This is a genomic window from Streptomyces sp. Ag109_G2-15, from assembly GCF_900215565.1.
Lineage (GTDB): Bacteria > Actinomycetota > Actinomycetes > Streptomycetales > Streptomycetaceae > Streptomyces > Streptomyces diastatochromogenes.
Map to the genome: position 1 here is coordinate 7890419 of NZ_OCNI01000001.1, position 25281 is coordinate 7915699.

Here is a 25281-nt window from a genome sequence, read left to right on the forward strand (position 1 = left end):
CCGGCGGCCTGGTCACAGCGCGCTTCACCGCTACTGGTTCGTGCCGTACTTGGCGAGGATCGTGTCCTGGTACCAGCCCACCAGCCGGTCACCGCCGTTGCGCCGCCAGGTGCTGACCGCCTCCTGGAAGGCCGAGACCGGCTTGAGCCCGTGGATGACGGAGGTGATGGTGTCCTCGACGGCCTGCGCCGTGTCGGCGGCGTTGTACCGGGCCGGGACGGTGACGTTCAGGTTCCAGAAGACCGGCTTGACCGCGAACGGCGCGGTGGCCCTGAGCCAGGCGCACTGCTCCTTGGTGATCTCCGGGTAACCCGGATTGTTCACCGTGTTCGGGCACGCGGCCAGGAAAGGATACGTGGCCTGCTGGACGTTCTTCTGCCCGGCGGGCGTCGCGACGGGAACCCCCTTGACCAGGTTGTAGTCCACGCCTTTGACGCCGTAGATGGTCATCGTGTACTCGGCCGAACCCCACGGTGCGGCCAGGTAGTTGGCCACGGAGAGCAGCTCCCGTATCTGGCTCGGCTTCAGACGCGCGTTGAGATAGCTCACGTACCCGGTTCCCGCGCCGATGTAGACGTACGGCTTGGAGTGGCCGTCCGCCGCGAAGACCGGCAGCAGGCCGCGCCGGTAGTTCTTGTTCGCCGCCTGCCCCGACTGCGCGTCGCCGACACCCCAGGCACCCATGCCGTCGCCCATGATGAGGGTCTTGCCCGCGTAGAACCGGGTCTTGCTGTCGTTGACGTTGCCGGCCAGCGCGTCCGGGTTCATCAAGCCGGACTTCGCCAGCTTGTGGTGCCAGGCGAGGGCCTCGAGGATCTCCGGCGTCTGGTACTTGTGGACCAGTTTGCCGCCGTCCACCCGGAACTTCTGCGGCACACCGAACGCGCAGTTGAAGTACGTCCAGATGTCGTCGAACGCCCAGCGCCCCGCCTTGGCGTCGGTGAGTTCCCTGCCGGCGCGCATCAGATCGTCCGCGGACTTGATGTCGGCGGCGTCGATGCCGTGGTCCTCGAACACGTCCTGCCGGTAGAAGACGACCTGGTTGAAGGCCGTGCCGCTGGTGAAGCACGGGATGCCATAGAGCTTGTTCTCCCAGGCGCCCGCCATCCAGCCGCTGCTGGGGATGGCCGCCAGGTTGGGGTACTCCTTGACCTTGTCGCCCGACAGGTAGGGCGTCAGGTCGGCCAGGTGCCGGCCCACCAGCCCACCGGTCTGCGCCTGCCCGTTCAGCCAGGTCGGGATCTGCACCCAGTCCGGGAGGTCGCCGGAGGCGGAGAGGGTGGCCAGGGACTGGCCGTAGGTGTTCCCGTTGGCGGGCTGCATCTTGATCGTGGTGCCCAGCGCTTTGGACATGGCTTCGTAGTACTGGTTGCCGACGGGCGGGATGGCGCCCCACAGCGGCGTGGCGGACGTGAAGTGACCGCCCTTGCCTGGGGTCTTCTTCACCGTGGTGACGGGCTCGGCGGGGAAAGTGAGGTAACCCGGCTCCGTGACCGCTCCGTTGGGGAATCTGACGGACGCGATGTCAGGCTTGCCGACCGTACTGGGCACATAGGCGGGCAGCGCGGCGGCCAGGCCCTTCTTGCTGCTGGTGCCGCCCTTCCCGGCGCCGGAGCCGCTGCCACCGCAGGCGGCCAGCAGCGGTGAGAGAGAGGCGGCGCCCGCTACGCCGGCGGCCGTTCGCAGGACGGCTCGGCGGTTCATCTCGAGGCTCATGTCGTTGCGGCCCTTCGTGTTCGTGGGTCCGACCGGCGGGCGGGCCGACGCTGAGTGGTCCGGCGGCCTGTTGTCGGGAGGGCGGGAGAAACCGAATCGATGCGCTTCGACGTTCGGTGACAGTAGGGCTGCGTTACCGGACACGACAACGGGCCGTCAGGTCACTTTCTGGTAACGAGCACGGTCGAGGTGGCGGGGCGCATCGTCCTCCCTACGGATTTTCCACAGGTGAGCTGCTTCTTCTGGGCGACGCCAACGCTGTAAAAGCGAGTTGCGACAACTGGACGACATGTGATTGACACACAACTCAGCGTCATGCCAATGTCGAAGCGCTTCGACTTGCGACCGTGCGATCGAGGAAAGCCGTATGCCGCCCGGGCCCGCAGTCGCCCACGCTTCCCACGTCTTCTCCTTCGACCTTCTGCAAGGGACATCTCAGGTGAGTACCGCCGCCACACGCCCCGAGCCGCCCGTCACCGACCTGCCGTTCCGTGACCCCGCGCTCCCGCTCGCACAGCGAGTCGACGACCTGATCTCCCGGCTGACGCTCGACGAGCGCATCGAGCTGCTCTACCAGTACTCACCAGGAGTTCCCCGCCTCGGACTGGCCCCCTTCAAGACCGGCACCGAAGGGCTGCACGGCGTGTCCTGGCTTGGGCCGGCCACCGTGTTCCCGCAGGCGATAGGCCTGGGAGCCACCTGGGACGAGGAACTGCTGCACGAGGTAGCCACGGCCGTCGGCACCGAGGCCCGTGCCTTCCACCAGCGCCCCGCCGTCGACGGCCACCGGCACAGCCTCCAGGTCTGGGCCCCCGTGGTGAACCTGCTGCGCGACCCCCGCTGGGGCCGCAACGAGGAGGGGTACGCGGAGGATCCGCTGCTCACCGGCCGGCTCTCCGTCAGCTTCTGCCACGGGCTGGCCGGGGACCACCCGGTCTATCTGCGCACGGCACCGCTGCTGAAGCACTTCCTCGCCTACAACAACGAGAATGAGCGCGACATCACCTCCTCCGTGGTGCCGCCCAGGGTGCTGCACGAATACGACCTCGCCGCCTTCCGCCCGGCGATCGCGTCCGGCGCCGCCACCGGCGTCATGCCGGCCTACAACCTCATCAACGGCCGCCCCTGCCACGTCAGTCCACTGCTCAAGACCGAGGTACGACGCTGGGCCGAGCCCACCGGCCACGAGCTGTTCGTCTGCAGCGACGCCGGAGCCGTGACCAACCTGGCCGAATCGGAGCACTACTTCGACGACCACCCCACCTCCCACGCGGCGGCGGTACGCGCCGGCGTCGACAGCATCACCGAACAGCGCGAGGACGGCAGCATCACCCTCGGCAGACTCCGCACGGCGGTCGACCGCGGGCTGCTCACCGAGGCCGACATCGACCGCGCCGCGCGACGCCACCTGTCGATCCGCTTCCGCCTCGGCGAGTTCGATCCGGACCTCGACCCCTACGCCGGCATCCGTGACGACGTCGTGGACAGCCCCGCACACCGTGCGCTCGCGCTGCGCGCCGCCACGGAGTCGGTGGTGCTGCTGAAGAACGACGGCGCACTGCCGCTGTCACCACCGGGCCCCGGCCGGCGCGTGGCGCTCGTCGGTCCGCTGGCGGACACCCTCTTCGAGGACTGGTACAGCGGCACCATGCCGTACCGGATCACCATCGCCACCGGCCTCGGGGCGGCACTCAGGGAGCGCGGCGCGGAAGCGGTCCGCGCGGAGGGAGTCGACCGGATCACGCTGCGCGCCGCCTCCACCGGAGGCCTCCTGCGCGTGCCGGCGCTCGACCCCGGCGGGCCCATGGTGGCCGGAGCTCCCTCGGACGAGCAGGAGGCGGGCGACAACGCCTGCCACGACCTGTTCGACTGGGGTGAAGGCGTGCTGACCCTCCGCAACGCGCGCACCGAGCGCTACGTCACCCTCAAGGACGACGACCTCACCCTCGCCGCCGACCAGACGCAACCGAACGGCTGGTTCGTCCACGAGACCTTCCGGCTGGAAGCACAGCCGGACGGCACGGAACTGCTGCGCAACATCAGCAACGGCCGCTACGCCGCCGTGGACCCCGCCACCGGCCGGGTGACCCTCACTGCCGAAGCCCCCGAGAAGGCGGAACGCTGGACCCGAACAGTCGTCAGGGACGGAATCGCCGAAGCCGTCGCGGCCGCCGCCTCAGCGGACGTCGCCGTGGTCGTCCTCGGCAACGACCCGCACATCAACGGCCGTGAGACCGAGGACCGTACGGGCATCGCGCTGCCGCCCGCGCAGGAAGCCCTACTGCGCGCCGTCGCCACCGAGCGCCCCGAGTCGGTGCTGGTCGTGATGAGCAGCTACCCGTACGCCGTCGCCTGGGCCGACAAGCACCTGCCCGCCGTGGTGTGGACCTCCCACGGCGGGCAGGAGACGGGCCGTGCACTCGCCGCGATCCTGCTCGGCGAGGCCGAACCCTCCGGACGGCTCCCACAGACCTGGTACCGCGGCGACGACCCGCTGCCCGGCCGCCTCGACTACGACATCATCAGCGCCGGCTGGACGTACCAGTACCACGACGCCGCACCGCTGTACCCCTTCGGGCACGGCCTGTCCTACACCAGCTTCGCCTACTCCGGCCTGCGGCTGTCCGCCCGGGAAGCCGCGCAGGACGACACCCTGACCGTGAGCGTCGAACTCACCAACACCGGAACGCGCACGGGCACCGAGACCGTCCAGCTCTACACCCGCGCACTCGCCGCCCGCCACCACGCGCCCAGACGCAGACTCACGGACTTCCGCAAGGTCTCCCTCGCCCCCGGTGAACGGCGGCGGCTGGAGTTCGCCCTGCCCGTCGCGGCCTTGGCCCACTGGTCCGTCGCGGCCGGCGCCTTCGCCGTGGACCCGGGACAGTACGAGATCCTGATCGGACACTCGGCCGAAGCCATCGCCCTGACAGCACCCCTCACCGTGACGGGGCCGCCCCTCCCCGCCCGCAGCCTCATCGGCGGACGACTGGAAGCCGTCGACTTCGACGAGTGCGTGGGCGGCACGCTCGTCGACGCCACCCGGGACAAGGGCGAGGCCGTCACGCCGGCAACCGGCGAAACCTGCTGCGGACTGCGCTACCGCTCGGTCGACCTGGGCGGCCCGGCAGACGGACCGCGCGTCATCACGGCCGAGGTGTCCCGTGCGTCAGAAGAGGACGCGACCGTCGAGATCTACGCCGACGGCGGTCCCGGTACCGGCACCTTGCTCGCCGGCCTCCACGTCCCCGTCGGCACCGACGGCCGGTACGACTGGCGCACGGTCAGCGCACCGATGTCCGCGGAGGTGACCGGGGTGCACGATCTGCATCTCGTTCTGCGGGGCGGTGTCCACCTGGCCGCGATCACCGGCGGAACGCGGTGAGTACGGGGGGACCTGGCAAGAACACGATCCGCACCACCGTGTTCCACATCTTCTGAAATGACGCGCCCCCCGATGGAGGAAAACGTGCGGCACGTTCGACGACAAGCCACAGCAACCCGATGGCGGTTCGCCGCCGGCACAGCCAGTGTCATCCTTCTCGCCGGTACGGTCCTGGGCGCCGGTACGCTTCCCGCTGGCGCGTCGGCCGCGCCCGACAGCACCACGCAAGACGCTGTCCTGCCCGCCCCCCACAACCCGGCGATGGACGCGGTCGCGGCCATGCAGCCCAGCTTCAACGTGGGCAACACGATGGACGCCATTCCGGACGAGACCTCGTGGGGCCAGCCGCTGATCACCAAGCAGCTGTTCGACACCCTGAAGGCGCAGGGCTTCCGCAGCGTCCGCATCCCGGTGACCTGGAGCGGTCACCAGTCCGCCACCGCGCCGTACACCATCGACCCGAAGTGGATGTCCAGAGTCAAGCAGGTGGTCGACTGGGCCGTCGAGGACGGCCTCTACGTCGATCTGAACGTGCATCACGACTCGTGGCAGTGGATCGAGAACATGGCCACCGACCACGACAACGTGGTGGCGCGTTTCAAGGCGACGTGGAGCCAGATCGCGACCACGTTCAAGGACGAGCCGCGCAAGCTGCTGTTCGAGGGCGTCAACGAGCCGCAGTTCAAGAACGCCACGCCCGCCCAGAGCAGCAAGCTCCTGGACGAGCTGCAAACGGAGTTCTTCGACGTCGTGCGCCACTCCGGTGGCGGCAATGACACCCGTCTGCTCGTCCTGTTCCCGATCAACAACGATCAGGACGGAATGGACGCCCTGGCCGCCGAGATCGCGTCCCTGCACGACTCGAACCTGGTCGCCACGGTGCACAACTACGGCTTCTGGCCGTTCACCGTGAACATCGCCGGATACGACACCTTCGACGCCCGGGTTCAGCAGGACATGCTCGACCTCTACTCCCGCATCTACAACACGTTCGTCGCCAAGGGCGTCCCGGTGTACATGGGCGAGTACGGCACGTTCAAGTACCCGATCTGGTGGAACAACTACAACGCCATCGAGCCGGGCGAAGGCAAGAAGTTCTTCGAGATGTTCGCCTACGAGGCGCGGATCCACCACGTGACCACCGCGCTGTGGGACGTCGGCAACTTCATCAACCGCAGCACGTTCCAGCCCCGCGACCCGGCCCTGTGGGCGCTGATCCGGTCGAGCTGGAAGACACGCTCGGGCACGGCGTCCTCGGACCAGCTGTTCATACCCAAGTCCGGCCCGATCACGGCGCAGACGATCAGCCTCAACCTGAACGGCACCACCTTCAGGGGACTGAGCGCTGGCGACTGGAACCTGGTCAAGGACACGGACTACACCATCAACGGCGACCAGCTGACGCTGACCGCCGCCACGGTCGCCCGGCTGGTCGGCAACCAGGCGTACGGCGTCGACTCGACGCTGACGGTCCGGTTCTCCAAGGGAGTGCCCTGGACCATCAACGTCATCACGTACGGCCCGGTGACTCAGGCGAACGCGACCGGAGACACCACCAAGGGCCTGGTCATCCCTACCCGGTTCAACGGCGACATACTGGCGGAGATGGAAGCCACGTACGCCGACGGCAGCGGCGCCGGCCCGGCGTCCTGGACGACGTACCAGGAGTACGGATACTCGTTTGTTCCGGACGCCGCGGGCAACACCATCACCATGACGCCCGACTTCCTCAAAGCGATCAACGACGGCGTGCCCGTGACGCTCACCTTCTACTACTGGAGCGGCGCCAAGACGACGTACACCGTCACCAAGTCGGGCACCACGGTCACCGGCTCGACCGCCTGACCTCAACCACCTCAGGCCCGGCTCCCGGCTCCCGATCAGGAGCGGGCCACTTCACAGCGCCGGGCCCCATTCTCGCCGCTCGCGCCGAAATGGTGTGGGAGGGCTCCGCACGCGTCGGTGAAGACGGGGTTGAACCGGCTGAGCGTCCCGAACCCGGAATCCGCCGCCACCCGGCTCACGGGGAGGTCGGTGGTCGCCGGCAGGCGACCGGCTCGGCGAGCCGCGAACGCCTGCGACCGTACATCCACCGACTCGCGGAGGCGGCCCACACCGCGGGCGAGCCCCCGAGCGGCCACTCTTCTTCGACTTCCCCGCCGACGAGGCCGCGTGGGATGTGGAGGACCAATTCCTGCTCGGTCCCGATCTGTTGGTCGCCCCGGTCGCCGAGGCCGGTGCCCGCAGCCGGCCGGATGGTGGAGATTCCCGCGCCGCTGGAACGCATTCCGGTCCTCGTACGGGCCGGCGCCGCGCTGACCGACATTCGCATCTACTGATAGGCAGGTCAAAACCTCCCAGCAGCAAACGCCGACGTGGTGGCGGCACCAGCCCGCCACCACCATCGCTTCGCCCGGCCGTGCCGCGTCATGGCCGCGCTCGGGACTTGCCAGCGATTGACTACAGAGAGGGAAGTCGCACTTCGATGCGCTATTTCGAAGAGTACTCACCGGGACGCGGCGCCGTGACGGCGCGTGCGGCCTTGCGTTCCGATGCCGATCGAATGGATCTGAGCGGTGAGTGGGCGTTCCGAATGGCGTCGAGCGCCGCGGTCGAGACGGACGGATTCGAGGGACCGGAGTTCGATGACGCCGTGTGGGACCGGCTGCCGGTGCCCTCGCATTGGCAGCTCCACGGATACGGCAGGCCCGCGTACTTGAACATCAACTACCCGATCCCGCTGGACCCGCCGTTCGTCCCGGACGAGAACCCGACCGGCGACTACCGGCGGGTCTTCGACCTTCCGCCGTCGTGGGAAGGCTCCCCGGCGGTCCTGCGCTTCGAGGGCGTCGACTCCTGCGCACGGGTGTGGCTCAACGGCGTCGAACTCGGCGTGAGCCGCGGCAGCAAACTGCCCGTGGAGTTCGACGCGGCCGGCGTGCTGCACGCCGGCCGCAACGTGCTGGCCGTCCGGGTGAATCAGTACTCGTCGGGCACCTACCTGGAAGATCAGGACACCTGGCGGATGTCCGGAATCTTCCGCGAGGTGACGCTGCTGGCCCGGCCGGTCGGCGGGATCCGCGACGTGTTCGTGCACGCCGACTACGACGCGGCGACCGGCGAGGGACGACTGCGTTGTGATGTGGATGCGGACGCGGGCGCGAAGGCGCGGGTCAGCATCCCGCAGCTCGGCATCGAAGCCGCGCCGGTCGAGGAGCCCTTCACCTTCGACACGGTTCGTCCGTGGAGCGCTGAGGACCCCTTCCTGTACGACGCCGAAGTAGCCACCGACAGCGAACGGGTTCAGCTGCGGATCGGCTTCCGCACCGTCGCGATCGACGGCGAGGGTGTGCTGACGATCAACGGAAGGCGCGTCGTGCTGCGCGGCGTCAACCGGCACGAGTTCGATCCCGATCGGGGCCGGGTGGTCAGCCGCGAGACGATGCGCCGCGATGTGGAACTGATGAAGCAGCACAACATCAATGCGGTACGCACCTCTCACTACCCGCCGCATCCGGACTTCCTCGACCTCTGCGACGAGCTCGGTCTGTGGGTCGTCCTGGAATGCGATCTGGAGACGCACGGCTTCGAACGGCCCGGGCCCGAGCTGTGGGCACGCAATCCGTCGGACGATCCCGTGTGGCGGGAGGCGTGCTTGAACCGCATGCAACGCACGGTGGAACGGGACAAGAACCACCCGAGCATCGTCTCGTGGTCGCTGGGCAACGAGGCGGGCGACGGCGCGAACCTGGAGGCGATGGCCGCGTGGACCCGCCACCGCGACCCGTCCCGCCCGATCCACTACGAAGGCGACCGCCTGTCGCGCTACACCGACGTCTACAGCGAGATGTACCGCACGCCCGCTGACGCCGCCCGGATCGCGAAAGGCGGTCTGCTGCCCGGTGAGACCTTCTATCCCCGGCGCGAAGGGCACGGTGAGTCCGCAGACGAGCCGCGCAATCGCAAGCCGTTCCTGCTCACCGAATTCGCCCACGCCATGGGTAACGGGCCTGGCGGGCTCGAAGAGTACGCGTCCCTGTGGGACAGGTATCCGCGCGCCCAAGGCGGGTTCGTCTGGGAGTGGATGGATCAGGGCCTGCGAACCGTCGACGCCGAGGGGCGCGAGTTCTTCGCCTATGGCGGTGACTTCGGCGAGGACCTGCATGACGGCAACTTCATCTGTGACGGCCTGGTTTTCCCCGACGGCACGCCCTCGCCCGGACTGCTCGAATACAAGAAGGTCATCGAGCCGGTTCGCTTCAGCATTGCCGAGCACGGCAGCGTGATCACGGTCCACAACCGCTACCAGTTCCAGGACCTCTCCTCCTTGCGGTTCGTCTGGAGTGTCGAGGCCGACGGGGAACCGGTGGCGGACGGTGAGCTCTTGATACCGCCAGTCGCTGCCGGTGAGAGCATCGACGTACCGCTTTCCGAGGTGAAGGCGCTGGCCGATCACAACGGCGAGCTGTGGCTCACGGTGCGCGCCGAACTGGCCGCCGCGACGGCGTGGGCGCCCCGCGGCCACGCCGTGGCTTGGGAGCAGGTCCGGCTTGCGGCGTCGCGCCACCCGGCCTACGCCGTGTTGGCAGGTTCTCCGGCAGCCGTGCAGCCCGGCGACGACGCGATCGCGCTGGGCCCGGGGCGCTTCGACCCGCACACTGGCACGCTGCTCAGCCTGGGCGGCCAGCCGGTGCTAGGGCCCTGGCTCGACCTGTGGCGGGCTCCGACCGACAATGACCGCGGCTATCCACAGCACGACGCGGACTACTGGCACGGGCTCGGCCTGCACCGGCTGCAGCACCGCACCGTATCGCTCGACGCCGGCTCCCACACGCTCACCGTCGTCGTACGCAGCGCCGGCGCCGCCGGGCGCTCGGCCTACCTGACCACGTATCGCTGGACCGCCGACGCCGACGCGCTCCGGCTGCACGTGGCCACCGAACCGGTCGGCTACTGGCCCGAGCGCGGCGACACCTTCAACGAACCGATGGTCGATCCCGACCTCCCCGCCGAGCGGCAGGAAGAACTGCGGCTGCGCGACAAGGCCCCTTCCCTCGGCCGGCTCGGGCTGCGCTGGCTGCTGCCCGGGAGCTGGAGCGAGGTCACCTGGTTCGGCGCGGGTCCCGGCGAGGCGTACCCCGATTCGCGCCGTGCGATGCGCGTCGGGCGGTTCCACGCCACGGTCGAAGAGCTCCAGACGCCGTACGTGCGCCCACAGGAGAACGGCAACCGTGCCGATGTGCGCTGGGCCGAAGTGGCCGCAACGGCCGGCACCGGTGTGCGCATCGAGGGCGATCCCGTGCTCAACATCTCAGTCCGCCGGTACAGCGACCAGCACCTCGCCGAGGCCCGCCACCAACCCGGCCTCATCCCCGAACCCGTGATCCACCTGCACACGGACCACGCGGTCCAGGGGCTCGGCACCGCGGCCGTGGGGCCGGGCGTGCTGCCACAGCACCGGCTGACCGCACGCGCGGCCGAGTTCGCGCTGACTCTCACGCCTGTGCCCGACGACGACTGACGAGGGCTTCGAAGCGCTCCGGCACGGAGGTTTTTGGGATCCCGAACCTCGCGCCTGAAGGCGAGATCCACTGATGAATCCTGTCTAACCGCGCTATCGAATCGCTTCAATTACTCTCCCGGAGAGTTTCACTGCTCTCCGCTGGTCTCCACTGCTCTCCGAAGGGCTTGATCGTGGGCAACAGCGCTTCGAACCCGATCGTTCCGGGGTTCCATCCCGACCCGAGCATCTGCCGGGTGGGGGAGGACTACTACCTCGCGTGTTCCAGCTTCGAGTACTTCCCCGGGGTGCCGATCTTCCACAGCCGCGACCTGGTGAACTGGCGGCAGATCGGCAACGTGCTGGATCGCCCGAGCCAGCTGGGGTTGTCGCGGGCCTCGTCGTCCGGCGGGATCTACGCCCCGACGCTTCGGCATCACGACGGCCGGTTCTGGCTGATCACCACGAATGTCAGCGAGGGCGGGAACCTGCTGGTCACCGCCACCGATCCAGCCGGCCCCTGGTCCGATCCGGTGATGCTGCCCGGGGTGCCCGGCATCGACCCGGACCTGGCGTGGGATGAGGATGGCACCTGCTGGTGCACCGTGGCCGGTGTGGGGCAGGTGCGTCTGGACCTTGTAACCGGTCGAACCCTTGGTGTGCCTGCGCGGGTGTGGTCGGGAACGCGCGGTGTCAGGGCGCCGGAGGCCCCGCACCTGTACCGGATCGGCGAGTACTGGTACCTGATGATCGCCGAGGGCGGCACCGAGCGTGGGCACGCCGTGTCGATCGCGCGGGGGCCGTCGCCGAGCGGACCGTTCGAGCCGAACCCGGCCAACCCGATCCTCACCCACCGCGGCGTCGAGCATCCGGTGCAGAACACCGGTCATGCGGATCTGGTGCAGGGCCCTGACGACTCGTGGTGGCTGGTGTTCCTCGGGACCCGGCCCGGCGGCGGCACGCCCGGATGGCACGTCCTGGGCCGGGAAACGTTCCTCGCCCCCGTCGAGTGGATCAACGGCTGGCCGGTCGTCGGCGAGGTCGTCACAGATCTGTCGGGGATCCCGTGGCCGCTCCAAGAGCCGGTGGCCGAGCCGGTCCGCGATGACTTCGACGGCAGCGCGCTGCGGCCGCAGTGGATCTCGCTGCGGGACCGGCCCGAGGAACTCGTCACCACGCAGGACCGGCCTGGCTGGTTGACCCTGCGGGCGAGAGGGGAGTCGCTGGACGCTGATGACGTCGTCTTCGTCGGCCGCCGCCAGCAGCACCTGTCGTGCTCTGCCAGCGCCCTGATCGACGCGACGGAGGGCGAAGGCGGCCTGGCGGTCCGGCTCGACGAGCACCACCACTACGGGATCGAAGTCGCTGACGGCGAGGTACGGGTGGTGGCTCGCATCGGCCCGCTGCGCACAGTCGTGGCATCCCGGCCCCTGCCGGTCGGCCCGGTCGAGCTCACCGTCCGCATCGCCGAGGAGCAGCCGCGGGACGCGCGCGGCGGACCGGACACCGTGTCGTTCGGCGTGGCCGAGCCCGGCGGCGCCGCCACGGACCTGGCCACCCTCGACGGCCGATACCTGTCCACCGAAGTGGCGGGCGGCTTCACCGGCCGGGTGATCGGCATGTACGCGACGGCCGGCACGGTTCGTTTCGAATGGTTCGACTACGTTTCCGGAGGATCTCGATGACGACTGTGACCGACGTTCTGAACACCGTCGACCAGACCCTGGGGGAGGGCCCCTTCGGAGCGAGCTGGGAATCCCTGTCCAGGTATCAGGTTCCTGATTGGTATCGGGATGCGAAGTTCGGGATCTTCATCCACTGGGGTCCGTACTGTGTCCCGGCCTTCGGGAACGAATGGTACCCGCGCAACATGTACATACCGGGTTCCCCGGAGTACGAGCACCACCGGGAGGTCTACGGCCCGCAGGACAAGGTCGGCTACAAGGACCTGATCCCCAAGCTCACCGGAGAGAACTTCGACCCGGACGCCTGGGCCGCCCTGTTCCGCGAGGCGGGAGCCCAGTACGTCGTACCGGTGGCCGAGCACCACGACGGCTTCGCCATGTACGACAGCGCTCTCAACCCGTGGAACGCCGTCGCCATGGGCCCGCAGCGGGACGTCGTCGGGGAACTGGCAGCCGCGGTGCAGGCGCAGTCGATGGCGTTCGGCCTGTCGACGCACCGTGCCGAGCATTGGTGGTTCCTGAACGGCGGGATGGGGTTCGAATCCGATGTCCGTGCCGGCCGCCACGCCGACCTCTACGGCCCGGCCCAGCCTCAGGAGCTGCCGCCGAGCCCGCAGTACCTCGAGGACTGGCTCGCGCGCACCGCTGAACTGGTCGAGCGCTACCAGCCGCAGCTGCTGTACTTCGACTGGTGGATCCACCAGCCCGCATTCAAGCCCTACCTGCCCAAGCTCGCCGCCTACTACTACAACAAGGCCGCCTCGTGGCAGCGCGGGCCGGTGCTGGCGTACAAGCACGACGCGTTCGCCCCGGGCACCGCGGTCTACGACGTCGAGCGCGGCGCGAGTGCGACTCTGCGTCCTGATCCGTGGCAGGCGGACACCGCGGTCTCGCGCACTTCCTGGGGCCATGTCGAAGGGCACGACTACAAGAGCGGCGCCGATCTGCTCGCCTTCCTCGTGGACGTGGTCAGCAAGAACGGGTGCCTGCTGCTCAACGTCGGCCCGAAGGCGGACGGCAGCATTCCGGAGGCGGAGGTCGAGCTGCTGCGGGAGATCGGCGCGTGGCTCGCGGTCAACGGTGAGGCGATCTACGCCAGCCGGCCGTGGGTCGTCTACGGCGAAGGGCCGGCGCGGGTCAAGGAAGGGCAGTTCACCGAGAACGACCAGCCCGGCTACGGCCCCGCCGACCTGCGGTTCACGACGCGGGCCGAGCACCTGTACGTCACGGCGCTCGGCGGCGCCCAGGACGGCCGGATCCATGTGCGTTCTCTGGGCCGAGACCTGACGCTCTACAACCAGCGGATCGGCGCCGTGCATCTGCTCGGCCACCCCGATCCGCTGGAATTCGAGCGCGGCCCGCACGAACTGACCGTGCGCCTCCCCGAAGGCACACCGATCCCGGCGATGCCGGTGCTGAAGGTCAGCCCCGGGGAGTCCTGACCAGCGACGCGGCGAAGGCGAGCGCCACGGGGACGCGGTGCGCGCCTCCCCCTCGTGCCCGGCTGGCTCGAGGGCCGTGAAGTTTGCGGCTGGGGACCTCGTCAAGGGCCTGCGGCCGCGAGGATTTCGATGCTGGTGGTGGCTTTGTAGCTGGTCCGGTCGATGCGCGGGCCTCGGGCCCGGTCCTTGGAGATGGCGCGCGTTTGACAATGCGGGGGCTGACGCCTGGTCGCCGTGAGAGAAGCTTGCAGAGCCGGAGATCGGAGTGCCCCTCATCCCGTCGGGGCGAAGCCGCCCTGGACCGCGAGGGCGCCTGCGGCGGTCCTGGCGTCGGCGGGGCAGGTGTCGTCCTTGCCGTCTCGTCCGCCGGTGGCGTGGCTGTACGGGCCGGCGAAGACGTGCTGTCAGGCGGCACCGTACGGCCCGGCTGCCAAGCCGGCGGCCGCCTGGCTACCGCTTTCCGGCGGAGGCTTCCGAGACCGCCGCGCACATCTGACGAATTTCTGAGCGGGCGGCAACCTTTTCCGGATCTGCGGCAACTGACGGGTGACCAAGAAGGCGATCACACCGACGTGTCGTCCGATCCCAATGCCGCCTGCCGCCATGCACCGCCGACCTGAACGGGCGCGCGGCAGGGGGTGAAGCAAGGAGTAGCCCCTTATGAACGAGATGGACCCCACGGCGAGCGGCCGTAGTCGGCGCGCCCACGCGGCCAGTGGCGTGCGGCGCCCGCGTGGGCGCCACCGGCGGCGCTGGACCGCGCTGGGCCTGGCGGTGGGCGTGCCCGCTGTGGTCGGCCCCTACCTGCTGTTCGTGCAGACCGAGTCGAACGCCGCGACTGTGGATCCCGACGTCTACTACACGCTGGTGTCCGTCCGCAGCGACAAGGCGCTGGACGTGCCCGGGGCGGACACCTCGGACGGCGTCCGGATACGACAGGAGAGCCGCGTGGCCGGTGCCGCGAGCCAGCAGTGGCGGCTGAGACCGGCGGCGGACGGCTACTACGAGCTGGAGAACCGCAGCACACACAAGGTCATGGGGGTGCAGGGCGCCTCTTCGAAGTCGCTCGCCGCCGTCGAGCAGCAGACCGACCACGGTTCTGCTGCGCAGCAGTGGCGGATGAAGGACGTGGGCGGTGGAGCGGTGACGTTCGTCTCCCGCAGGAGCGGGATGGCGCTGGACGTGTGGGGCGGAGGCAGCGGCGCAGGCGTGCCACTCATCCAGTACGCCGACCGGGGCAGCACCAACCAGCAGTGGCGACTGGTGAAGGTGTCCGGCGGCAAGGGCGGGTACACCTGGCACAACGCGCAGATCGTCGGCGGCGGGTTCGTGACCGGGCTGGTCTTCAACCCCACCCGCAAGGACCTGCTGTACGCCCGGACCGACGTCGGCGGCGCGTACCGCTGGGACACGGCCGCCGGCCAGTGGACCTCGCTGACGGACTGGATCGGTGGTGACGACTGGAACCTGCTGGGGATCGAGAGCCTGGCGACCGACCCGGTCGACCCGAACCGCCTGTACCTCGCGAGCGGCACCTACACCAACGACTGGGCGGGCAACGGCGCGATCCTGCGCTCCACCGACCAGGGCAAGACCTTCCAGCGCACCAACCTGCCGTTCAAGCTGGGCGGCAACGAGGACGGCCGGTCCATGGGTGAGCGGCTGGTGGTGGACCCGTCCAACCACAGCACGCTCTACCTGGGCACACGCAAGAACGGCCTGTGGCGCAGCACCGACTACGGCAAGACCTGGAGCCAGCTCGGCAGCTTCCCCGTCAAGGACGGTGCGAGCAGCGGCGTTGGCCTGTCCTTCGTGACCTTCGGCCCGTCGGGCAGCAAGACGATCTACGTGGGCGTGGCGGACAAGACCACCTCCCTGTACCGCTCCACCGACGGCGGCAGCACCTGGCAGGCCGTCTCCGGCCAGCCGACCGGGCAGCTGCCGCACCACGGTGTGCTGTCCGGCAACGGCTCGCTGTACCTGACGTACAGCAACGGGCCGGGCCCGCAGCCGGTGACGGCCGGATCGGTGTGGAAGTACACGCCGGCCACCGGGGCCTGGAAGAACATCTCGCCGGCCAGCGGCAATTACGGCTTCGCCGGCCTCGCGGTCGACGCCCGGCACCCGGACACGGTGATGGTCACCACCCTGAACCACTGGTGGCCCTCCGAGGAGCTCTACCGGTCGACCGACGGCGGCGCCACCTGGAAGGCGCTGGGCGCGACCTCGGTGCGCAACGACTCCGCAGCGCCCTACGTGGGTACCGGCATCGGGCACTGGATGGGCGCGTTGGCCATCGACCCCTTCAACTCCGGGCACGTGCTGTACGGCACCGGATCGGGCATGTGGGGCAGCACCGACGTCACCGCGGCCGACCGCGGGGGTGCCACCCACTGGACGATCCCGGCCAAGGGGGTGGAGGAGACCGCGACCAACGGCCTGATCAAACCGCCCGGCCTCCCGCTGATCAGCGCGCTCGGCGACGTCAGCGGATTCCGGCACGACGACCTGACCAAGGTCCCCGCCAAGGCGCTGACCGGGCCGAAGTTCACCACCACCACGGGCATCGACTTCGCCCAGGCCAAGCCGCAGTTCTCCGTGCGGGTCGGTTCCGGCGGCGAGCAGCACGGCGCCTACTCGACCGACGGCGGAGCGAACTGGACGCCGTTCGCGGCGGCGCCGACGGGCGACGCGACCTCCGGTTCCACGGCCGTCTCAGCGGACGGCGCAACCGTCGTGTGGACCCCGCAGGGCCAGGTGCCCTTCCTCTCCACCAACCGTGGCACATCCTGGGCGGCGGTCTCCGGCCTGCCCAAGGACGCGGCCGTGGTGGCCGACCGCTTGGCGGCGAACACCTTCTACGCCCTCAGCGGCGGCACCCTGTACGCCAGCACCGACGGCGGGAAGCACTTCACCGCCCGCGCCACCGGCCTGGATGACGGGCAGCTCAAGGCGGTTCCGGGCGTCGCCGGTGACCTGTGGATCGCCAGCCGGTACAACGGACTTCGGCACTCCACCAACGGCGGGGCGAGCTTCACCAAGATCGCCGGCGTGGAGAAGGCGAGTGGCGTCGGCTTCGGCAAGGCGGCCCCGGGCGCCCGCTACCAGGCCCTCTACCTCAGCGGGACGGTCAAGGGCGTGACCGGGCTGTTCCGTTCCACCGACGGCGGCTCGACCTGGGTCCGGATCAACGACAACCAGCACCAGTTCGGCGGGAGCGCCATCAGCATCATCACCGGCGACCCCGACGTGTACGGCCGGGTCTACCTGGGCAGCTACGGCCGCGGCGTGGTGTACGGCGACCCGTCCTGACCGATCGGCCCGTGGACGGGCGGCGGGTCCGCGCCGTTCCGTCAACGGGCCCTTTGCGAGCCGGGCGTCGGTGAGGGATGGGTGGTAACCGAACGACGTCGCCATCGGCCGACTCGCGCAGCGCTGGTTCTCGACCTCCAGGACGTGAACGGCCCGCACCAGCTGCTGATAGCCCGCGCACAGCCGGCCCTGCCCGGCGCGCAGACGGGAGAGAGCACGCGTGCCAGCTCCAGACCTCACCTAGTGATCGCCTCAATGTCGGCGGCCTTTCAGGGGGCGAGCGGATCAGGGCGGTAGCGGTCGGGATGAGCGGCGCGTACATACCGCATGGCGGTGAGGGCGGACAGGCTGAACAGGCGGATGAGGTGGACGGGGTCGGGTTTGTGCCGGGCTTCATCCAGGATGCGGTCCATCCGCAGGCGGCCGATCTGGAGTCCGAGGCGGCGCAGTTGTTTGTTGATCGCCTCGGCGTTGACCATGGGGTGGGTGTCGTCGACGGCGGTGCGCGCTGTCACCAGCAGATAAGGGTTGGCGGTTGTCGGCCAGCGGCGGTGTCGTTCGGTCATCCATGACCGGGTGAGGCGGAAGGTCAGTTCGTCCAGGTAGACGGTGTGATCGGGTTTGCTGGCGCGGCGTACGCGCAGCGTGCCCCGGCTGAGGTTCACGTCGTCCAGGCGCAGGTGGCGCTGGTCGTGGTTGGTCAGGGCGTGGACGGCGGTGAGGACGAAGCTGAGCTGGTCGCGGACCCGCGGGATGCGGCTGAGCGTGCCGTGCAGACGGTCGTCGGGCAGGGGCCGGGGCAGTGGCCGGGCGGTGGTGAGGCAGACGTGCCGGGCGGGATCGCGGAAGATGAGCCTTTCCCGTTTGAGCGCGCGGAAGAGAGAACGCAACGAGGTGGCCAGGCCCTTGGCCGCCTCTCCCTGGACGGGCTCAAGGACCTGTTCGATGTGTGCGGGGGTGACGGCACGCAGATCGCTGATCCCGTGCTCGTACCAGGTGTTCAGCACCGGCGCGGCCCGGCGCAGGTAGGCACTGACCGTCGTGGGTGCGAGTGCTCGGCTGGGACGGGCGGACTGGCCGCACAGGACGTCGATCCACCGGTGGAGCGGGCCGCGGAAGGGATCGGGGGCGGTGTCGGCCACGCGCCGGGCCCGCCTCAGGTGGGGATTGGAACGCTGGTCCGGGGTGAGACGCCCGGTCAGGCGCAGGAAGTTCATGACTCGGGCGCCGTCGAAGTGGTCGCGGCGGGCCAGGAGCCGCACGTCCTCCTCCAGCAGCGGCGCATCGGCTCCCAGATAGGCGAGCAGGACACGCAGGGTACGGATGCTCGAGGACATGCGGTCCACCGACCAGCCGCGGCTGCGGATATGGGCCACGAAGCCGCTCAGCAGGTTACGGGCCGCGGGCGTCAGCGCGGGAAGGTGGCGAACGTCCAGCCGGGACCAGTCGCGCGGCAGATGGAACAACTCCAGCTGGCCCGCCAGGGCGAGATGAACGGATACGGGGCGGGCCGCGCGGGACGCCCGCACACCAGCACGGCGCTTGATCTGCAGGCGGCGATACCCGTACAGGCCGCCCAGAGTACTGGTCCAGCTGCCGCGGCGACAGCTCCCACGGCAGGACATCGTAGAACGCGCACACCTCGATCACCGGCTGCACGAGCCGGTTCAGCGTTGTCGGCGCGAGCCCTGCGACGTCCCGCGCCCAGCAGTACTCCGCGAGCGTGTCCTGGTAGAGGGAGCGTTCCGCCTCCCTCGACGCGGGATGGATGTTGGGGCGTTGGAGGGTGAGGACGTCCGCCAAGCCCTCTTCCTGCTCAGGGGGCCCGGTGGGCGAGCCGCGTCCGCTGATCAGCGTGAAACGGCGAGTTTCGGAATCCACCACAGGCACGCAAATTACGGAAGTCCCGGAATCTGCGAGTAACTGGCAAAACTTCACCACTTCGAGTGGACCCCGCGCAGGAGGCCTTGACCAGGGTGAACAGCCCGAACGCCTCACGTAGCGGCGCGGGGGAACCCGTCGCTACTCCAGTATGTACGGGCTTCTCTATCTGGACGTGGCCCTACGCCCCGCCGAAGGCCTCCCCGTCGCGGCGGTCGGCCTGGCCGGCAAGGTCCTCGGACCGCTCGGCTGGCTGTGGCTGGCCCTCACCGGGCAGTGGCCCCTGGCCTCCGGCGTCATCATCGTCACCAACGATCTGATCTGGTGGATCCCCTTCGTGCTGTACCTGCACGACTGTCTGCCGCAGTGGCGGGCCCGGTACCTGGTCGCAGGGCGGCGGTAGTCCTTCGTCAGCAGTGGTTCCCAGTGGCGTCACAGGGTTGTTCCGGGTGGTGCGATCCCGGCGGTACGCCGCCGCGGCGGCCCGAGAATCGAAGGTGAACCGGACCAGGGAGGAGGGGCGAAAGCCGTGGGCGCAGAGGTGTCGGGGACGTTCGAGTACAGGATCACGCACATCGTCAGCCAGGAGAGCGGTCACCACCACACGCGGACGATCGCGCTCACCAACGACGACGCGGGCCGTCTGGAGCGTTTCGAGCACTGCAGTAACGAGGCCCACACGACGTGCGACCACTGCGGCGCTCGACTCCTGGTGGCGCTGCCGTCGTTCACCGAAGTGCGCGGTGAGCGCCGCAGGCACGGGTTGTTGTGGAAGGTGTGCGCGCCGGCGACGGTCCTCAGCGGCTACGGCTTCTTCCACGTGACCCGCACCGCCACGAGCACGGGGTACGGGCCTGGAACGGCCTTCGTCGTGACCGTGGCCGCGACACTGTTCTTCGCGTACCGCACGCTGATCAGCGCAATGCTCTCGCGCAGCAACGGAGGGCCCGACGTCACTCGCGTCGACTGCCGGGAACGCGGAAACGTCCGGCACGGCTGGACCTACGCGACAGCGGCCGAGGATTCATGACGCGGTCGGGCGGTCCGGTCGGCTCCCGTCCCCTCACCGGCTCAGGCCGTGGCGTCCTCGTACTGGCCGAGAAAGCGGAATCGGCCGCCGGACGCCTGGAAGAGGTACAGCGCCTTCACGGTGTAGCCGGTACTCGATGATGTGTAGCGCAGTCTCTTGGTGATCCCGCGGTAGTCGATGTCGCGCAGCCGTCCCACGATCGTGCCGCGTGCCGCGCCGGACGCGCCCGGTGTCGTCATCGCGCGGCCCACGAAGAGCGCCGCGTCGTAGGCCTCGGCGGAGTACCAGGGCGGGGCGGTGCCGAAGCGTTCGCGGTAGGCGGTGACGAAGGACTTCGCGGCGGGCACACGCGTCGGATCTAGGAAGGCGGTGGCGAAGACCCATCCCTCGGCGGCGTCGCCTGCCGAGGCGAGGAAGCGGGGGTCGAGAGCGCGCTCGGTGGCCAGTCGCACACCCGAGTAGCCGGCGTCGCGCAGCGCGAGCGCCAGTTTCGCGGCGCGCGCATGTCCACCGGCGAACACCACCGCGTCCGCTTCCGCGTCGGCCACCGACTCGGCGAGGGCGCGGAAGTCGTCGGCGGTGTCGTCCTCGGCGGCGAGGGTACGCCGGGTCGTCGCGTGCCGCCCGGAGCGCATGGCATCACTGACCGATGCGCAGATGTTCCAGCTGAAGTCCCCCTCGGCCGCGTCGTCGATCAGCAGCGTTCTGCGGGCCCGGGCGGTGCGGACGAGGTACGCGACCAGGGGCGCCGCCAGGTTGCGGTCGGGGGGCCGGGTGGCCGCGTAGGTCCGGTACGTCACCCCTTCGAGCCCGACCGATACGGAGACCACGGGCAGCAGTGCCTTCTGGTATTCGGCGACAACGGCCTCGGCACAGGCGTCGGTGGTCGGCCCGATCACAACGCGGATCCGGTCGTCCGCCGCGAGTTGCCGCGCGATCCGTCGCGCCCGGGTCGGGCTGCCCGCGTCGTCGTGAACCTGGAGTGCGAGGTCGAAGCCGCGGCCGGTACGGGAATTGAGATGGTCGACGGCGAGCCGGACACCGTTCTCCTGGGCGAGTCCTGCCGCCTTGTGTCCTCCCGTCAGATCGGCGTGCAGGGCGACCACCGTTCGCGGAAGCCGGGTGCCGCCGCCGCGCGTCGCTACGCGACCGGGGCGGTCGGCCGTCCACCAGGCCGCCGTCGCGCCCGCCGCCAGAACCCCGGCGGCCGAGCCCAGCACCAGGAAGCGGCGTCGCGTGGCGCCCTTCGGCGGCTCCTCCGAGTCGGCCACCGTGTCGATGCCGGGTGGAGCGCCGGACACCTCGGTCGCCTCGACGGCGGGCAGGGCGAGAGCGGCGGTCGAACGGCGCGCGATCAGCCGGGTGGACGATTCGGGCAACCAGCCCCGCCCGCGCTGTCCCGGTCGTCAGGCTCCGTCCCGTCCAGGGTTCGCCGGATGTCGGCCACGGGGGGCCGGGAGCCCGCCTCCTTGGCCAGACAGTTCCGCAGCAACGGCAGCAGCGGGGCCGGTACGCCGGCCAGGTCCGGTTCGTCGTGGACCGTACGCACCAGCGCCTCGGCCGCGGAGCCCCGGCCGAAGGGGCGTTCGCCCGTCGCGGCGAACGCCAGCAGACAGCCGAGCGAGAAGACGTCGCTGGCCGGGCCGATCTCCCTGCCCCGTCCCTGGGCCTGTTCGGGGGAGAGGAACCCGGGGGAGCCGACCACCATCCCGCTGGCGGTGAGCGCGGTGTCCTCCGGCATCCGGGCGATACCGAAGTCGATCATCCGCGGTCCGTCGACCGCGAGCAGCACATTGCCCGGCTTGACGTCCCGGTGCACCAGACCTGCCCCGTGCACGGCCTCCAGCGCCTCGGCGAGGCGGGCCCCCAGGAACCGCACCGAGCGGTACGGCAGCCGCCCGCACTCCTCGACCGCCTCCGCCAGTGAGGGGCCCGGCACGAACGCCGTGGCGAGCCACGGCGACTCCGCGTCCGGGTCCGCGTCGAGCAGAGGTACGACCCAGGGGTTGGTGACCCGGCCCGCCGTCTCCACCTCGCGGCGGAAACGGGCCCGGAAACCCGGATCGTCCGCATGCGCGGCGCGGATGACCTTCAAGGCGGCAAGTGAGCCCGAGCCGGAACGGGCCAGGTACACCACGCCCATGCCGCCCGCGCCCAGCCGGCGCAGCAGCCGGTAGCCCGCGATCCCGGCCGGGTCGGTGCCGCGCAACGGCTCCATCAGCGCCCCATCAGGTGGACACCTGCAACGGCGCCGCGCCCTGGTACCTGAACCGGCCGCCGTCGACCTTCCACAGGTAGACGCCGCGACCGTCGATGATCAGTGCCCCCGTCTTCTTGTCGAAGGCGAAGTTCTTCGTGATCCCCTTGTACGAGGCGCCGCGCAGCGCCGTCGCCAGGTTCTGCCGGGTGACGCGCCCGGCGGACGGCGAACTCAGAGTCTGCACGATCAACCGGGCCACGTCGTAGGCCTCGACGGCGTACCGCTGCGGTTCGGCGTCGAAGCGCCTGCGGTACGCGGCCGTGAACGCCTTGGCCTCGGGTGCCACGGAGGCGTCCATGACGGGGGCGACGACCACCCAGCCGTCGGCCGCGTCCCCGGCGGCGGACAGGAACCGGGTGTCGAGCACCCCCTGGGCGGCGGCTCGCGCGCCCGTGAAATGACGGTGCGTCAATTCCCTGGCCAGCAGCGCGGCGCGGTCGTGGTAGCCGGCGAATACCACGGAGTCCGCTCCACCGTCGAGCAGGGCGTCGAGCGTCGGTCCGAAGTCCCTGCGCAACGCGCTGACCACCTTGGGGACGACCGGCTGCCGGTCCTGGTGAAGCATGCGGGAGAGCGAGCTGCTGATCTCCCAGGCGTACGCGTCCGCCGCCCGGTCGTCGACGATTCCGATCGTGTGCGACTTCGCGGTGCCGTGCAGGTAGGCGCGGAGATAGAACGGCAGGATCGTGTCCGTCACGCGGGCGTGGAGGAAGGACCGGCTGCCCGTCACGCCCAGCACGGTGGCGCCGGGTGACACCGCGATGAGGGGCAACGACGCGGTGTCGTACGTCGTCAGCGCGGCCAGGGCGGTGTCGTCCGTGGTGGGACCGATCACGGCCAGCACGGAAGGGTCGGCGATCAGTCGCTTGGCCACCGCCGGGGCCCTGGCCGGAACCCCGCCGTCGTCCACCGTCCGCACGGCGAGCGTGAACGGCCTGTCGCCAAGGGAGTTGAACTCGTCGACCGCGAGCCGCAGTCCCCGCTCCTGAGCCCGGCCCACCGCCCTGTGGTCACCGCTCAGATCGGCGTGCAGGCCGATCGTGTGCACGGGCCCCTTCGCCGTCGGGGCGGCGGTGGAGCCGTTCCCCTTGCCGTCACCGGAGAGCGCGGCCCAGGCGGCCAGACCGCCTCCGGCCGCGACGGCCACCGCGCCCCCGGTCAGGACCAGGAAACGGCGTCTGCCGACGGCACGTCCCGACGGCTGTGCGTCCGCGTCGTCCGCCGCAGTGGTGTCGGCGGACTCGGAGACGACCTCGGTGTCATCGACGGCGGGCAGCCCGAGCCCTGCGGCCGACCGTTCAGCGATCAGCCGGATCAACGGCTCGGGCAACCAGTCCTCGTCAGCGGGTTCCTGGTCCTGCCGCGCCGCAGGACGTACCGCCCTGAGGATCTCCCGCGGGTCGGCGGGCTCGGCGGCCGCGAGGGCCTGCGACAACGCCTGCGCAGTGGGCCGCTGCCGCGGGTCCTTCTCCAGACAGCCGCGCACCACTTCGGCGAGCTCCTGCGGAACACCCTCCAGATCCGGGGTGTCGTGCACCGTTCGGTACAGCAGCGCGTCGAGGGAGCCCGTACCGAACGGGGGCCGGCCGGTGGCCGCGTGGGTCAGCACGCAGCCCAGCGAGAAGACGTCGCCGGCCGGGCCCACCTCCCGCCCGCCCTGGGCCTGTTCCGGTGCCAGGAAGCCGGGGGTGCCGACCACGACACCGGTCGACGTGAGCGCGGTGTCCTGCAGATCGCGGGCCACACCGAAGTCGATCAGCCGGGGGCCGTCGAGCGCCAGCAGCACATTGCCCGGCTTGACGTCCCGGTGCACGAGACCGACCGCGTGGAGCTCGCGCAGCGCCTCGGCGAGCCGGGCGCCCAGCAGCCGCACGCTCCGTACGGGCAGCGGCCCGTGTGCGGCGACGGCCTCGCCCAGTGAGGGCCCCGGCACGAAGACAGTGGCCAGCCAGGGCGCCGCTGCCTCGGGGTCCGCGTCCACCAGGGACGCCACCCAAGGGCTGGTCATCCGGCGGGCCGTCTCGGCCTCGCGCCGGAAACGCTCCCGGAATCCGGCGTCCTCGGCGTACTCGGCCTGAATCACCTTCAGCGCGACCAGTGCACCGCCGGCCGAGCGGGCCAGGTACACCACACCCATGCCACCCGCGCCGAGCCGGCCGAGCAGTCGATGGCCCGCCAGCCGGGACGGGTCCGAGGTACGCAGCGGCTCCATCACTTCCCCTTCAATCGCTGCCGGACGCGCACCAGCATCTGGCCCAGGGCGGTGCTGCCCAGTCCCTGGAGTTCTTCCTGGGTGTGCCCCTTTCCGCCCGTCACGGAGACGGCCACGACGACCGTGCCCAGCCGGGCGACCATCCACAGGTAGGGCTGGGCGTCGCCGCCCTTCCCGACGTACTGACCGGCCTCCAGTACGGAGTCGTCGGCGTAGTCCTGCTCGCGGGCGCCGAAGGGGGTGCCGAGGGAGTTCAGCCCCGTGATCCGCTCGTCGGCCCGTGGCTGCTGCTCCGGGCAGCGCAGGACTTCCTCCAGCGTGGTGCTCAGCTGTTCGTCGGCGCCGAGGACGGAGGAGAGCGCGGTGGCCGAGGCCGTCACCTTGACGGCACCTTTCCCTCCGCCTGCGGGCAGCCGGCTGTAGCGGGACAGGCTTGCCAGTACACCTCGGGGGAGCTTCGGCCGTTCCCAGCGGCAGTTGTCGTCCAGCACGGCCCAGGTGCCCGGGGTGCTCTCGGCCGGGTCCTGCGCGACGAAGCCCCGGCCCCAGTCGCCCGGAGCGAACACCACGGAGTCCACCAGATCCTGCCCGTCCTTCGAGGTCCTCGGGACGAGGTCGGCGTCGGGTCTGAAGGCGGGGGAGGCGGAAGAGCCGCTCGACGGGGGCGCCGCGGCTTCGGGCGTCGCGGTGTGCGTGGGAGAGCCCGTTCGACGCGAGGAGCCGCCGTCCGCCCCCTGTGCCGAACAACCGGCCAGCAGACTCCCCGCCACCACGAGCGCCACCCAACTTCCCAGTACACCTCGGGTGTTGCTCTTCACGCAGTCCCCTCTGCACCCATTGATCCGTCCGACTGCCGAA

14 protein-coding genes are annotated in these 25281 nt (G+C 70.0%); 8 read left to right on the plus strand and 6 right to left on the minus strand.

Annotation, left to right across the window (positions count from 1 at the left end; all coding sequences use genetic code 11):
- Positions 1-30: 30 nt before the first annotated feature.
- On the minus strand, positions 31-1716 hold the full coding sequence (locus CRP49_RS35670) for an extracellular solute-binding protein (protein WP_097257024.1): 1686 nt from the start codon (positions 1714-1716) through the stop codon (positions 31-33).
- Between the two features lie 439 nt (positions 1717-2155).
- On the opposite strand from CRP49_RS35670, the gene CRP49_RS35675 reads away from it, so the two are divergent.
- The 6 genes from CRP49_RS35675 to CRP49_RS35705 all read left to right on the plus strand — a co-directional run bounded on the left by CRP49_RS35675 (position 2156) and on the right by CRP49_RS35705 (position 17040).
- Complete coding sequence (locus CRP49_RS35675; protein WP_097257025.1) at positions 2156-5101, plus strand: glycoside hydrolase family 3 protein; 2946 nt, start codon at positions 2156-2158, stop codon at positions 5099-5101.
- 261 nt (positions 5102-5362) lie between these two features.
- On the plus strand, positions 5363-6946 hold the full coding sequence (locus tag CRP49_RS35680) for a cellulase family glycosylhydrolase (RefSeq protein ID WP_257033617.1): 1584 nt from the start codon (positions 5363-5365) through the stop codon (positions 6944-6946).
- Positions 6947-7586: 640 nt separating this feature from the next.
- A complete protein-coding gene (locus CRP49_RS35690) occupies positions 7587-10622 on the plus strand; it encodes a glycoside hydrolase family 2 TIM barrel-domain containing protein (RefSeq protein WP_097257028.1) in 3036 nt (1011 codons plus the stop codon).
- 173 nt (positions 10623-10795) lie between these two features.
- Positions 10796-12286 carry a glycoside hydrolase family 43 protein gene (locus tag CRP49_RS35695; protein WP_097257725.1) on the plus strand — a complete coding sequence of 497 codons (1491 nt, stop codon included), beginning with the start codon at positions 10796-10798 and terminating at the stop codon, positions 12284-12286.
- The gene (locus CRP49_RS35700) at positions 12283-13728 is read left to right on the plus strand and encodes an alpha-L-fucosidase (RefSeq protein WP_218892984.1); all 1446 of its coding nucleotides are present in this window, start codon (positions 12283-12285) and stop codon (positions 13726-13728) included. Before CRP49_RS35695 ends, CRP49_RS35700 begins: the two co-directional genes overlap by 4 nt.
- 669 nt (positions 13729-14397) lie before the next feature.
- Entirely contained in the window at positions 14398-17040 is a 2643-nt protein-coding gene (locus CRP49_RS35705; RefSeq protein ID WP_373560411.1) for an RICIN domain-containing protein, read from the plus strand.
- 269 nt (positions 17041-17309) lie between these two features.
- Here CRP49_RS35705 and CRP49_RS35710 read toward each other — a convergent pair whose 3' ends face one another.
- Positions 17310-18569: a hypothetical protein gene (locus tag CRP49_RS35710; protein ID WP_143670053.1), complete on the minus strand. Its 1260-nt coding sequence runs from the start codon at positions 18567-18569 to the stop codon at positions 17310-17312.
- A gap of 503 nt (positions 18570-19072) precedes the next feature.
- Between CRP49_RS35710 and CRP49_RS35715 the strand changes: the two genes are divergently transcribed.
- Both CRP49_RS35715 and CRP49_RS35720 read left to right on the plus strand, forming a co-directional pair.
- On the plus strand, positions 19073-19324 hold the full coding sequence (locus tag CRP49_RS35715; protein WP_097257032.1) for a hypothetical protein: 252 nt from the start codon (positions 19073-19075) through the stop codon (positions 19322-19324).
- 126 nt (positions 19325-19450) lie between these two features.
- Complete coding sequence (locus CRP49_RS35720) at positions 19451-19951, plus strand: hypothetical protein (RefSeq protein WP_097257033.1); 501 nt, start codon at positions 19451-19453, stop codon at positions 19949-19951.
- A 41-nt stretch (positions 19952-19992) separates the two neighbouring features.
- Here CRP49_RS35720 and CRP49_RS48350 read toward each other — a convergent pair whose 3' ends face one another.
- Genes CRP49_RS48350 through CRP49_RS35735 form a run of 4 tightly spaced genes read right to left on the minus strand, consistent with a single transcriptional unit; the run spans position 19993 to position 25241 of the window.
- Positions 19993-21330, minus strand: a complete 1338-nt coding sequence (locus CRP49_RS48350) for a branched-chain amino acid ABC transporter substrate-binding protein (RefSeq protein ID WP_257033618.1) — start codon at positions 21328-21330, stop codon at positions 19993-19995.
- Positions 21306-22169, minus strand: a complete 864-nt coding sequence (locus CRP49_RS48355; protein WP_257033619.1) for a serine/threonine-protein kinase — start codon at positions 22167-22169, stop codon at positions 21306-21308. Before CRP49_RS48355 ends, CRP49_RS48350 begins: the two co-directional genes overlap by 25 nt.
- A gap of 10 nt (positions 22170-22179) precedes the next feature.
- On the minus strand, positions 22180-24423 hold the full coding sequence (locus CRP49_RS35730; protein ID WP_097257034.1) for a bifunctional serine/threonine-protein kinase/ABC transporter substrate-binding protein: 2244 nt from the start codon (positions 24421-24423) through the stop codon (positions 22180-22182).
- Positions 24423-25241, minus strand: a complete 819-nt coding sequence (locus tag CRP49_RS35735) for a hypothetical protein (protein WP_143670054.1) — start codon at positions 25239-25241, stop codon at positions 24423-24425. Before CRP49_RS35735 ends, CRP49_RS35730 begins: the two co-directional genes overlap by 1 nt.
- Positions 25242-25281 lie beyond the last annotated feature (40 nt).

Coding starts and splice junctions, on each gene's coding strand:
- CRP49_RS35670 (WP_097257024.1), bottom strand. CDS start 1,716: ATGAGCCTCGAGATGAACCGCCGAGCCGTCCTGCGAACGGCCGCCGGC.
- CRP49_RS35680 (WP_257033617.1), top strand. CDS start 5,363: ATGGACGCGGTCGCGGCCATGCAGCCCAGCTTCAACGTGGGCAACACG.
- CRP49_RS35690 (WP_097257028.1), top strand. CDS start 7,587: ATGCGCTATTTCGAAGAGTACTCACCGGGACGCGGCGCCGTGACGGCG.
- CRP49_RS35700 (WP_218892984.1), top strand. CDS start 12,283: ATGACGACTGTGACCGACGTTCTGAACACCGTCGACCAGACCCTGGGG.
- CRP49_RS35705 (WP_373560411.1), top strand. CDS start 14,398: ATGGACCCCACGGCGAGCGGCCGTAGTCGGCGCGCCCACGCGGCCAGT.
- CRP49_RS35715 (WP_097257032.1), top strand. CDS start 19,073: ATGTACGGGCTTCTCTATCTGGACGTGGCCCTACGCCCCGCCGAAGGC.
- CRP49_RS48355 (WP_257033619.1), bottom strand. CDS start 22,169: ATGGAGCCGTTGCGCGGCACCGACCCGGCCGGGATCGCGGGCTACCGG.
- CRP49_RS35730 (WP_097257034.1), bottom strand. CDS start 24,423: ATGGAGCCGCTGCGTACCTCGGACCCGTCCCGGCTGGCGGGCCATCGA.